This window comes from Modestobacter sp. SYSU DS0904, from assembly GCF_054051115.1.
Genome location: NZ_JBJHAQ010000038.1, coordinates 1 through 11,484, shown reverse-complemented (window position 1 = coordinate 11,484; position 11,484 = coordinate 1). Strand labels below are relative to the sequence as shown.

Annotated in this window: 8 protein-coding genes, 1 tRNA gene and 2 pseudogenes; 9 read left to right on the top strand and 2 right to left on the bottom strand. The window is 74.9% G+C overall.

Annotated features, from left to right (window positions below; all coding sequences use genetic code 11):
- Positions 1–21: 21 nt before the first annotated feature.
- Entirely contained in the window at positions 22–1,359 is a 1,338-nt protein-coding gene (locus ACI79U_RS18250) for an SLC13 family permease (protein WP_457071316.1), read from the bottom strand.
- A 197-nt stretch (positions 1,360–1,556) separates the two neighbouring features.
- Here ACI79U_RS18250 and ACI79U_RS18245 point away from each other — a divergent pair, with 197 nt between their 5' ends.
- The 8 genes and pseudogenes from ACI79U_RS18245 (at position 1,557) to ACI79U_RS18210 (ending at position 8,812) form a co-directional block, all read left to right on the top strand.
- Positions 1,557–2,498, top strand: a complete 942-nt coding sequence (locus ACI79U_RS18245; protein ID WP_457071318.1) for a UTP--glucose-1-phosphate uridylyltransferase — start codon at positions 1,557–1,559, stop codon at positions 2,496–2,498.
- A gap of 110 nt (positions 2,499–2,608) precedes the next feature.
- Positions 2,609–4,096, top strand: a complete 1,488-nt coding sequence (gene glp, locus ACI79U_RS18240; protein WP_457071320.1) for a molybdotransferase-like divisome protein Glp — start codon at positions 2,609–2,611, stop codon at positions 4,094–4,096.
- A 1-nt stretch (position 4,097) separates the two neighbouring features.
- A complete protein-coding gene (locus tag ACI79U_RS18235; RefSeq protein WP_457072643.1) occupies positions 4,098–4,715 on the top strand; it encodes a GNAT family N-acetyltransferase in 618 nt (205 codons plus the stop codon).
- Between the two features lie 241 nt (positions 4,716–4,956).
- Positions 4,957–5,676 carry a divisome protein SepX/GlpR gene (gene sepX / locus ACI79U_RS18230; protein WP_457071322.1) on the top strand — a complete coding sequence of 240 codons (720 nt, stop codon included), beginning with the start codon at positions 4,957–4,959 and terminating at the stop codon, positions 5,674–5,676.
- A gap of 70 nt (positions 5,677–5,746) precedes the next feature.
- Positions 5,747–5,823, top strand: a tRNA-Ala gene (locus tag ACI79U_RS18225).
- Positions 5,824–5,913: 90 nt separating this feature from the next.
- Positions 5,914–7,401, top strand: a pseudogene (locus tag ACI79U_RS18220) (PQQ-dependent sugar dehydrogenase); the annotation flags it as partial.
- Between the two features lie 754 nt (positions 7,402–8,155).
- A pseudogene (locus ACI79U_RS18215) lies at positions 8,156–8,470 on the top strand (LGFP repeat-containing protein); the annotation flags it as partial.
- Between the two features lie 9 nt (positions 8,471–8,479).
- Positions 8,480–8,812 carry an LGFP repeat-containing protein gene (locus ACI79U_RS18210; RefSeq protein WP_457071330.1) on the top strand — a complete coding sequence of 111 codons (333 nt, stop codon included), beginning with the start codon at positions 8,480–8,482 and terminating at the stop codon, positions 8,810–8,812.
- A gap of 48 nt (positions 8,813–8,860) precedes the next feature.
- Here the strand turns inward: ACI79U_RS18210 and ACI79U_RS18205 are convergent, their stop codons facing one another.
- The gene (locus ACI79U_RS18205; RefSeq protein WP_457071324.1) at positions 8,861–10,387 is read right to left on the bottom strand and encodes a dolichyl-phosphate-mannose--protein mannosyltransferase; all 1,527 of its coding nucleotides are present in this window, start codon (positions 10,385–10,387) and stop codon (positions 8,861–8,863) included.
- A 105-nt stretch (positions 10,388–10,492) separates the two neighbouring features.
- Here ACI79U_RS18205 and rsmI point away from each other — a divergent pair, with 105 nt between their 5' ends.
- Positions 10,493–11,332, top strand: a complete 840-nt coding sequence (gene rsmI, locus ACI79U_RS18200; RefSeq protein ID WP_457071326.1) for a 16S rRNA (cytidine(1402)-2'-O)-methyltransferase — start codon at positions 10,493–10,495, stop codon at positions 11,330–11,332.
- Positions 11,333–11,484 lie beyond the last annotated feature (152 nt).

Genomic DNA, 11,484 nt, shown 5'->3' with positions numbered 1-11,484 from the left:
GGGGCGGGGTCGGGGTCGGGGTCACAGCCAGCCCGGGACCACGAAGACCAGCCAGGCCAGCAGCGGCCCGGCGGCGACGACGATCCCGGAGTAGCCGAGCATCTGCTTGTAGAACCGGTCGCGGTCGACGTCCTGCGCGTTGGCCAGCACGAGCGCGCCGTTGGTGGAGAACGGGCTGACGTCGACGATGGTCGAGGCCACGGACACGGCGACCACCACGCCGACGGCGCCGATGTCCCCGGCGAGCAGGAACGGCACCGCGAGCGAGATGGCGACGCCGATGATCGCCGTGGACGACGCGAACGCCGACACGACCCCGCCGATGTAGGCCAGCAGCAGGGCGATGAGCAGGGGTGCGCCGAGGCCGATGACCGCGTCGCCGACGTAGTCGATGGTGCCGGCCTGCTCGAGCACGAAGACGAAGGTCAGCACGCCGGCGATGAGCAGCACGGTCGACCAGCTGATCTGCGCCACGGCGCCCTTGTGCTTCTGCGCGGAGAACAGCGCCAGGACCACGGCGACGGTGATCGAGACGAAGCCGATGTCGAGGTCGAACACCAGCGCCAGGACGGCGAGCGTGGCCAGGCCGACCAGCGTGAGGACCTGCTCGAACCCGACCGGCTCGGGGCGGTCGGGGTGCACGTGCTCGTCGTCGTCGCCGCCCACAGCGGGGCCGGGGGCGGCCCCGTGCCCGCGGACGACGGTGCCGTGCGCGTGCTCGGTGTGCGGCACCGGCTCGGCGGCGACCTTGCGGCCGAGCAGCTTGCGGCCGCCGAAGACGAAGAACAGCACCACGGCGATCGCGATGTTGAACAGCAGGGCACCGAGGAACACCGCGAGCGGGCTGCCCTCGAGGTCGGACCGGTCCACGATGTCGTTGACCGTGACGCCGTAGACGCTGATCGGCGAGAACCCGCCGCCCTGCGCGCCGTGGACGACCATCATCCCCATCAGCAGCGGGCTGATGCCGTGCCGTGCGGCGAAGCTCAGCGCGATCGGCGCGATGATCGCCACGGCCGCCGGGGAGAGCGCCCCGATCCCGGTCAGCAGCGCGGTGACGAAGAACATCACCCAGGGGATGGCCGCCACGTGGCCGCCGACGAGCTTGACCGCCCCCCGGACCAGCAGGTCGACGGTGCCGTTGTTCTGCGCGATGGCGAACAGGTAGGTGACGCCGATCAGCGTCAGCACCAGCTCGCCGGGGAACCCGGCGATGATGTCGTCGGTGGTCAGGCCGACCGCGAGGGTGCCGACCCCGAACGCGGCCACGAAGGCCAGCGCGCCCATGTTGATCGGCAGGACGGTGGCGATCACGAAGATCGCCACCAGGGCCAGGATGGAGACGATCTCGGGGGACATGGAACTCCCAGGCCGTGCTGTGGCGGTCGGGGCCGCCGGAGACGCCGGTCACCCTCTCACGCCCGGAGAGGGGTCACCTCCGGACGTCCGGGCCGCTCGGTGCGGCGGCCGGCCGGCGGGGATGTGGTCACCGTCGCCTGCTGCTTCACCACCTCGGGGGAGTCGACCGCGCGCCCGGGATCGTTAGGGTGGCCGGCATGCCGAGCCAGCCTGCCGAGCGCCCGACCACGACGAAGGCCGTCATCCCGGTCGCCGGGATGGGGACCCGGTTCCTGCCCGCGACCAAGTCGGTGCCCAAGGAGCTGCTGCCGGTCGTCGACCGCCCGGCGGTGCAGTACATCGTCGAGGAGGCGGCCCGCGCCGGCCTGGGCCAGGTGCTCATGGTCACCGGCCGCAACAAGGGCGCGATCGAGGACCACTTCGACCGCACCCCGGAGCTGGAGACGGCGCTGGAGGCCAAGGGCGACCAGGGCCGGCTGGACGCCGTCGCCGAGTCCACCGACGTCGCCCAGGTGTTCTTCGTCCGCCAGGGCGAGGCCGCCGGGCTGGGGCACGCCGTCCTGCAGGCCGACGGCTTCGTCGGGGACGAGCCGTTCGCCGTGCTGCTCGGCGACGACATCATCGACGCCCGCGACCACCTGCTGGAGCAGATGATCGCCGTCCAGGCCGAGCACGGTGGCGCGGTGATCGCGCTGCTCGACGTCGGCGCGGACAACATCTCCAAGTACGGCGCGGTCGCCGTCGAGGACGCGCACGTCTCCGGCGACGCAGCCGGTGACCCGGTGTTCCGGGTGACCGGCATGGTGGAGAAGCCCCCGGCCGAGGAGGCGCCCAGCTCGCTGGCGATCATCGGCCGCTACGTCCTCCCACCGGAGGTCTTCCCGGCCATCCGGGACACCCCGCCCGGCCGCGGTGGGGAGATCCAGCTGACCGACGCGCTGCTGAAGCTCGTCGACGACGGCGTGCCGGTGCACGGCGTGGTCTTCTCCGGCCGCCGCTACGACACCGGTGACAAGCTCGACTACCTCAAGGCCGTGGTCCAGCTGGCCGCCGAGCGCGAGGACCTCGGCCCGGCGTTCGGCCCCTGGCTGCGTGACTTCGTCGCCGACCTGCCCGCCGAGGGCGCGTCGCCGGCCTGACCGGACCCGACAGGGGGCACCATCGGACGCCAGGCCCGTCGAACGGCGGCCCGGCCGGGTTCCCCGGTCGGCGGAGATGACCCGACGACGGTCGGACGACGGTGGTGGGGATGAGCGAGGACGACACCCGAGGCTGGTTGGCCGCTGGGACACGGGACCCGAGCGGCCCGGAGACGGCGCTGGGCGCGGCCGCACCGCGGGACACCCAGCTGATCGACCCCGGCAGCGGCCCGCGCCCGCTGGGCCGGGACACCGTGCAGGTCGACCGGTCGGTGTTCACCTCCGACCGGGTGCCCTCCCCGGCGATCGCCACCGGTGACCGCACCCCCGACCCGCAGGCCGACACCGGTTCGGTGGACGTCTCCGGCGTGCGGCTGCGCACCGTGGAGCACCACCTCGAGGTGATCCTCGGCGCCGTGCCGCAGCCCGACCCGATCGAGCTGGCCGTGCTCGACGCGCAGGGCCTGCTCTGCGCCGAGCTGGTGGCCAGCGAGCTGGCGCTGCCGGCGTTCGACCAGGCCGGCCTGGACGGCTACGCGGTGCGGTCGGTCGACGTCGAGGCCGCCACCGTCGAGGAGCCGGTCGACCTCGCCGTCGTCGGGGACACCGAGGCCGGGTCGGCCGGGGCGCCGGCGATCTCCGCCGGGCTGGCGGTGCGGGTCGCGGTGGGCGCGATGCTCCCGGCCGGGGCCGACGTCGTCGTCCCGGCCGCCTGGACCGACCAGGGCGTCGCCCGGGTCCGGGTGTTCGCCGCGCTGGCGCCCGGCAGCTACGTGCGCCGGGTCGGCGACGACGTCTCCCCGGGTGACGTCGCGGTCCAGGTCGGCACCCCGATCGGCCCGGCGCAGATCAGCCTGCTGGCCGCCGTCGGCCGGGAACGGGTCGCGGTGCGCCCGCGCCCGCGGATCTCGGTGCTCTCCGCCGGGGACGAGCTGGTCGACGTCGGCACCCCGCCGGCGCCCGGCCGGGTGGTCGACGTGAACAGCTACGCCCTGGCCGCCGCGGCCCGGGACGCCGGCGCCGAGGCCTACCGGGCCGGCATCCTGCCGCCGGACCGGCGCCGGATGGTGGAGCTGATCGAGGGGCAGACGCTGCGCAGCGACGTCGTGCTGATCGCCGGCACGTTCGCCAACGCCGGCCCCGACCTGCTGCAGGAGGCGCTGGCCGAGCTCGGTGGGCTCACCTTCACCCAGGTCGCGATGCACCCCGGCCCGGTGCACGCCTTCGGCAAGCTCGGCCCCAACGACGTCCCGGTGATCTGCGTGCCGGGGGAGCCGGTGGCCGCGCTGGTCGCCTTCGAGGTGTTCGTGCGCCCGGCGATCCGGCTGATGCTGGGCAAGCGGCAGCTGTTCCGCCGCACCGTGCAGGCGGTCTCCGCCCAGCAGCTGCTCTCCCCGCTGGGCTACCGCCAGTACCTGCACGGCCAGGTGATGCGGCACCCCGACGGCGGCTACGTGGTCGAGCCGATCGGCGACGGCGACCAGGCGATGCTCGCCCGGATGGCCAAGGCCAACTGCCTGATCGTGGTCGACGAGGACGTCACCGAGGTCTCCGCCGGCGGTCTGGTGACCGTCATGCCCATGCTCCTGGGCGGCTGAGCTGGACCCGGTCCCGCACCCGGGGTGGCCGGCGCGGCTGGCCTGGGGAGCGGTCGAGCTGCACCCCCTGCGGCGCTCCGACGCCGCCGCGTGGTCCCGGCTGCGGCTGGACAACGAGCAGTGGCTGGCGCCGTGGGAGCCCTCCTCGGACGTGCCCTGGTCGCAACGGCACACCCCGGCGGCCTACCGCGGCATGCGGCGGATCGCCGGGCGGCGGGCCCGCGCGGGGAGCTCGCTGCCGTTCGCGATCCGCTGGCAGGACCGGCTGGTCGGGCAGGTGACCGTGGACAACATCGTGCGCGGTGCGCTGCGGTCGGGGCACCTGGGCTACTGGGTCGACCGGTCGGTGGCCGGGCGGGGGGTCGCCTCGCTGGCGGTGGCGCTGGTCTGCGACCACGCGTTCGGCCCGGTGGGGCTGCACCGGCTGCAGGCCGACATCCGCCCGGAGAACCGGCCCAGCCGGCGGCTGGTGGAACGGCTCGGGTTCCGGCAGGAGGGGTTGCTCCGCGGCTACCTGGACATCGACGGCGCCTGGCGCGACCACCTGGCCTACGCGCTGCTCGCCGAGGACGCGCCCGCCGGGGTGCTCGGCCGGTGGCGCTCCCGCGCCCCGGGCTGAGTCGACGGGTGCGGCCGGGTGGGCGAGTGTGATCGTGTGGCGTCGCAGCGTCACCGCTCCGAGACCCACCGGAGATGCCGACACGCCGGTGTACGCAGGCAGCATGCCGACACACCGGTGAACGTCCCGTCCATCGGCAGACCGCGCCCTTACCTTGACCTCACGAGTGACTGATGTGACTCGTGTGGCCCCAGGGATCGGGGTCGTGTCGTGGTGCCAGGGATGGATCGGGGTGTTCGTGATGGGATCAGGCGTGCTGCTGGCCGCTCTCGTCGTGTTGTGGTTCGTGGTCCTGGTGCCGATGGTGGTCACCCGGGGCGACGGCTCCAGCAGGACGGCGGCTCCTGACTCGGGTCGCACACTGCAGCGTCGGCGGGCGGCGGACCCGGTGGTCCACGCCGAGACCGAGCGGGTGTCGATCGACCGCGCCCAGCTGCGCAGCAGCGGTGAGCTGCAGGTCGACGTGCACGCGCTGCGCCGCCGCACGCTGGCGGGTCTGGTCGCGCTCGCGGTGCTCGCCCTCGTGGGGGCGCTGGCCTGGCGGAGCTGGATGTGGGCGCCGCAGGTGCTGCTCGACGTCGCCGTCGTGGGCTACCTGATGGTGACCCGCGCCGCCGCCCAGCGGGAGCGTCGTGCCGCGGCCCGTCGGGCTGCCCGCGCCGCCCACCGCCCGGTGCGCCGGCCGGCGCCGCGCGCCGAGGGCCGCCCGAGCGCCCGCCCCGCCACCGGCTGGGACGACGTCCGTCCGGCCGCCGCCGTCGTGCCGAGCCAGGCCCCGGCGGCGCAGCACCCCAGCCTGCCGCTGGCCCCGGTGCACCCGCTGCGCCCCGGCCGCGTCGTGGCCGCCCGCACCCCCGCGCCCGCCGGCTGGCAGCACAGCGCGGTGGTGGGCCTGGACGACGACGACATCGGGTTCGCCGACGTCGACGTCTACCAGCCGCGCCGCGTCGCCAACGGCTGACCCGACCCGCCGGCGCTGCCCCCCGTGGCAGCGCCGGCGGGCGCGGGAGGTAATCTCGTTCCCGCACCACGGGGCTGTGGCGCAGACCGGTAGCGCACCTCGTTCGCATCGAGGGGGTCAGGGGTTCAAATCCCCTCAGCTCCACCATCCAGGCCGGGTCCCACCAGGGGCCCGGCCTGTTGCGTTCGGCAGACCCACGTCGCTGCGCGGTCTCCAGTCAGGTGATCGACACGGTGCGTGGCCGACGGCGGCGGGTCGAGGCCGGTCCGCGGTCCCCGGCCGGAACCGTCCGTGACCTCTGGTTACCTCTTCCGGGTGAACCGGGGGGATCGGCGCAGCCGCGCCACGACGCCGGCTGGTCGTACCCGGCAGCTCCTGCGAGCACTGCTGGTGCTCGCCCTCCTGGTGGCCGCCACGCTGGTGGCACCGCCCGGACGGGCCGTCGCGGCGCCCTCGCTGCCCGAGGGCTTCGTCGTCCGCGACCTGCCGAGCGGGCAGGACGAGCTGCTCACCGACTTCGCCTTCGCCCCGGACGGCAGCTGGTTCACCGCCGGCAAGAACGGCCGGGTCGCCTGGGTGTCGGCCGACGGGCGGGCCCGCACGCTCGCCGAGCTGTCCGTGGTGACGGTGCAGGACCTCGGGCTCACCGGGCTGGCCGTCCCCACCGACCACGCCACCAGCCGGCGGATCTTCACCGCGCGCACCTTGTCGGTCGAGGGCCGGTGGACGATGCGGCTGAGCTCGTGGGCGGTCACCGGCACGCCCGAGCCGACCGGGTTGTCCGACGAGCGGGTCATCTGGGACCTGGTGAGCCACGCCGACGTGCACACCATGTCGAGCCTGGTCCCGGACCCGGACGGCTCGCTCTGGGTCACCGTCGGTGACGCGGCCGACTTCCGCTACGTCGACGAGCGGGCGCTCGGCGCCCTCGACATCGACGACGGCCGCGGCAAGGTGCTGCACGTCCTCCCCGATGGCCGCGGGGTGTCGAGCAACCCGTACTACGACCCGGCCGCCCCCTCCTCCTGGCGCAGCCGCGTCTACGCCAGCGGCTTCCGCAGCCCGTTCCGGATGAGCCTGGATCCGGCCAGCGGTGCGCCGGTCCTCGGCGACGTCGGCTGGAACACCTGGGAGGAGATCAACCTGGTGCGCCCCGGGGCGAACTACGGCTGGCCCTGCTGGGAGGGCGAGACCCGGACCCCCGGGTACACCGACCTGCCCGGGTGTGACGGCGTGGTGCAGACCCCGCCCCTGCACACCTACGTGCACGGGCCGGCGGGCACCAGCGTCACCGGCGGCATCGTCTACACCGGCGCGACGTACCCCGAGCGCTACCACGGCGCCTACTTCTTCGGCGACTACGCGTCCCAGCGCCTCTACACGATGCGCTACGACGCACAGGGGCAGGTGGTCCGCGAGCCGGAGCCGACCGGCTTCGGGGTGGAGAACGGGCTGCCGGTGAAGTTCGCGGCCGCCTCGAACGGGGACGTGGTGTACGCCGACATCGGCGGCAGCGTCCTCAAGCGGCTGTCCTACGTGCCCGGCAACCGGGCGCCCACGGCCGAGGCGACGCTGACCTCGGATCCGGAGACCGGGACGGTGACCTTCGACGGCGGCGCGTCCAGCGACCTCGACGGCCAGCCGATCACCCACGCCTGGGACTTCGGGGACGGCACCAGCGCCACCGGGCCACGGGTCGTGCACTCCTATCCGCCGGGGGAGGGCTCCTACACGGCCCGGCTCACGGTCACCGATCCACTGGGCGCCACCGGCACGACGGAGATGACGGTCCGGCCGGCCAACGGAGCCCCGGTCATCTCCCTCACCGCGCCCCCGGCGGACCGGCTCTTCGCCGTCGGGGAGACGGTGGCGGCCAGCGCGACCGCCACGGACCGGGAGGACGGCGCGCTGCCGGTCACCTGGAGCGTGCTGCTCGTGCACTGCAGCGGCGGCTACTGCCACGACCACCCCGGTGAGTCCGTCACCGGCCCGTCGTTCTCCCGCCCCTTCGACGACCACGGCGACCAGACCCGGCTGCAGATCGTGGCCCGCGCCGTGGACTCCGCCGGAGTGCGCGTGCAGCAGGTCTTCGAGGCCGCGCCGCGGCTGCGCACGCTGGCCGTGGACCCCAGCACGCCGAGCGCCGTCACGGTCAACGGCGTCGCCCGGTCGAGCGTCCCGGTCACCGTGGGCGCCACCGTGTCGCTGACCGCGCCGACGGTCGCCACCGACGGCGTGGCCACGTTCGAGCGGTGGTCCGACGGTGCACCGCGGACGCGCACGCTGACGATGCCCGACCGGGTCCTGTCGCTGACCGCCGAGTACCTGACCCCGATCGACCGCCGGTACGCGACCGACCCGCAGGTCCGGGCGGTGCTGGGGGCGCCGACCGGCGCCGAGGCGGGCGACGAGACGCTGCGGTACCGGCCGTACGGCGGAGGCCGGATTGTACTGGTCGCCGCCGGCCGGGCCACACGAGGTGCACGGCGCGATCGTGGGCACCTACCTGGCCGAGGGGGGCCACCTCCGGCACGGGGAACCGCTGACCGACGAGTCGACCACGCCCGACGGCGTCGGCCGGTACAACCACTTCGCGTTCGGCAGCTCGGTCTACTGGACGCCGGCGACGGGCGCGCACCAGGTGGGCGGCGACATCCGGAGCCTGTGGTCGGCGATGGGCTGGGAGCGGAGCGCCCACGGCTATCCCCGCGGCTCGGAGCGCACCACCCCGAACGGGCGCGGGCAGTACAACGACTTCCAGAACGGCGGCATCTACTGGCTGCCGTGGCTGGGCGCCCGCAGCGTGCACGGCAGCATCTACCAGACCTGGGCCCGCTTCGGCTGGGAGAGCGGCCGGCTGGGCTTCCCGCTCACCGATGAGACGGGCACGCCGGACGGCGTCGGCCGGTTCAACCACTTCGAGGGCGGGTCCGTCTACTGGACGCCGGGCACCGGGGCGCACCAGATCGAGGGCGCCATCCGCGACCGGTGGGCCGCCCTCGGGTGGGAGCGCTCGTACCTGGGCTACCCGACCAGCGACGAGTACCCGGTCCCCGGTGGGCGGCGGTCGGACTTCCAGGGCGGCTCCCTGACCTGGAACGCGGCCACCGGTGAGGTGGTCGAGCGGCGCCGCTGACCCCCGGGGGCCCGGTGGCGGTGGGGTCTCCCAGAACGGCGGGGACGCCTAGAACCAGGAGGGGAACCACATCCGCTGCAGCCACTCCGGGTGCGACAACGGCGCCCCGGTGAGCACCGGGTGGAAGAAGACGAACGTCATCGCCGCCACCGCCAGGTACAGGCACACCGCGCCCAGGCCCACCTGACGGCGGAACGTGCTCGCACCCGGGCGGCCCAGCACGTCCTGCAGCACCAGCGTCACCGCCAGCACGAAGAACGGCACCGCCGGGGCCATGTAGAAGATGAACATCGTCCGGTCGGTGTTGAGGAACCAGGTCAGCCACCCGGCGGCGATGCCGGTCGCGGCGACCAGCGCGGCCCGGTCGTGGCGGGCCACGATCCGCCAGAGCAGCCAGAGCGTCGCCGGCAGGAACAGCCACCACAGCGTCGGCGTGCCCAGCATCAGGATGTAGCGGACCACCTGCCCGCCGTCGGCGTCGGTGAGCCCCTGGGGGTTCCACAGCAGGATCGGCCGGCCGTCGACGATCCACGACCACGGCCCGGACTCCCACGGGTGCGGGCTGGACAGCCCGCTGTGGAACGACAGCCACTCACCGTGCATGTGCCACAGCGCGCGCAGCGCCCCGGGCACGAACGGCCAGTCGGTGTCCGGGTTCTGCTCCGCCCAGTGCCGGCCCTGCGCGTTCTCGCCGCGGAACCAGCCGGTGAAGGTGGCCAGGTAGGTGAGCACCGGCACGGCCGCCAGCGCCCAGGTGGCGCCGGGCAGCCCGCGGCGCAGCGCGGCCAGCGTCGGCCGCGCCGCCCCTGCCTCCCGCCAGGCCGCCCGGTCCCACCACAGCGACAGGACGGCGAAGGCGGCCAGGAACCACACGCCGCTCCACTTCACCCCGCAGGCGGCGCCGAACAGCACCCCCGCGGCGATCCGCCAGCCCCGGGGTCCCAACCGGAACCCGGTCGCGGTCATCCGGTCGGCGCCGTCGCGGACGCGCTGGGCCATCCGGTCCCGGTCGACCACGAGGCAGGCGACCGCGGACACCACGAAGACCTGCAGGAAGACGTCGAGCAGGCCGATCCGGCCCAGGGTGAAGGAGAAACCGTCCAGCGCCAGCAGCAGCCCGGCGACCAGGCCGAGCAGCGTGGACCCGGTCAGCCGCCGGGCGAGCCGGGTCAGCACGACGACGGCGATCGTCCCGGCGACCGCGCTGGGGAACCGCCAGCCGAGCGAGTCGTAGCCGAAGAGCTGCTCGCCGGCGGCGATCAGCCACTTCCCCAGCGGCGGGTGGACGATGAAGGTGTAGCCGCGGTTGTACTCGTAGCCGAGCTCCAGCAGCTCCGCGGCCTCCGGCGGGTAGTAGGCCTCGTCGAAGACCAGCTCCCGCGGGTAGGTGATGCCCCACAGCCGGGACACCAGCGTGGCCACGCCCAGCAGTGCGGTGAGCAGTGCGGCCAGCCGTCGGTCGTCGGGCAGCGGGGGCACGGCCTGACGTCGGGGACGCGGCGGGCGGGCGAACCGGCGCGGCGGAGCCGGGTCCACCGGTGCCGACTCGGTCCGCTCGGGGGCCAGCACCGCCATGTCGGTCAGGGTAGTCAAAGGCCCCCCCTGTCCCCCGGCGCTCGCAGGCTCGCGCCGGGCCCCTGCAGGCGGGCCGGTCAGCCCCGGCGTGACAGGCTCGACACCGTGACCGGACGACTCGTGCTCGGCGGCGCGCCGCTGGGTCAGCCCGGCGACGTCGGCCCACGGCTGCGGCAGGCGATGGCCGAGGCCGACGTCCTGGCGGTCGAGGACACCCGGCGGCTGCACCGGCTGGCCAAGGACCTCGAGGTGACCCTCAGCGGGAAGGTGGTCACCTTCCACGAGAGCGTGGAGCGGGCCCGGCTGCCCGGGCTGGTCGCGGCGATGACCGAGGGCCGCACCGTGCTGCTGATCACCGACGCCGGCATGCCGTCGGTCTCCGACCCCGGCTACACGCTGGTGCGCGCCGCCATCGAGGCCGGCATCGAGGTGACCTCGGTGCCCGGGCCCTCCGCCGTCGTCACCGCGCTGGCCGTCTCCGGGCTGCCGTGCGACCGGTTCACCTTCGAGGGCTTTCTGCCCCGCAAGGGCGGGGAGCGGCGGTCGACGCTGGCCGCGCTGGCCGCCGAGCCGCGCACGATGGTGTTCTACGAGTCACCGCACCGGCTGGCCGACGCGCTCACCGACGCGGTCGGGGCCTTCGGCGCGGACCGGCCCGCCGCCGTCTGCCGGGAACTGACCAAGACCCACGAGGAGGTCCGCCGCGGCGGGCTCGGGGAGCTGGCCGCGTGGGCCGCCGACGGCGTGCGCGGGGAGATCACCCTGGTCGTGGCCGGCGCGGTCGCCGGCCCGGTGTCGCTCGAGCCGGCGGAGCTGGCGGCCGAGGTCGCCGCCGAGGAGGCCGCCGGGGCCGACCGCAAGGAGGCGATCCGCACCGTCGTGGCGCGCACCGGGCTGCCCCGCCGGGTCGTCTACGACGCCGTCGTCGCCGCCAAGTCCTCCTGACCCCGAGCCCCTCCTGACCCCGAGGGCCGGGGGGGGGGGGGGGGGGGGGGGGGGGGGGGGGGGGGGGGGGGGGGGGGGGGGGGGGGGGGGGGGGGGGGGGGGGGGGGGGGGGGGGGGGGGGGGGGGGGGGGGGGGGGGGGGGGGGGGGGGGG

Bases quoted from the DNA above. Each gene is read 5' to 3' on its own strand.
- glp (WP_457071320.1), top strand. From the start codon at position 2,609: ATGAGCGAGGACGACACCCGAGGCTGGTTGGCCGCTGGGACACGGGAC.
- ACI79U_RS18205 (WP_457071324.1), bottom strand. From the start codon at position 10,387: ATGGCGGTGCTGGCCCCCGAGCGGACCGAGTCGGCACCGGTGGACCCG.
- sepX (WP_457071322.1), top strand. From the start codon at position 4,957: ATGGGATCAGGCGTGCTGCTGGCCGCTCTCGTCGTGTTGTGGTTCGTG.
- ACI79U_RS18250 (WP_457071316.1), bottom strand. From the start codon at position 1,359: ATGTCCCCCGAGATCGTCTCCATCCTGGCCCTGGTGGCGATCTTCGTG.
- ACI79U_RS18245 (WP_457071318.1), top strand. From the start codon at position 1,557: ATGCCGAGCCAGCCTGCCGAGCGCCCGACCACGACGAAGGCCGTCATC.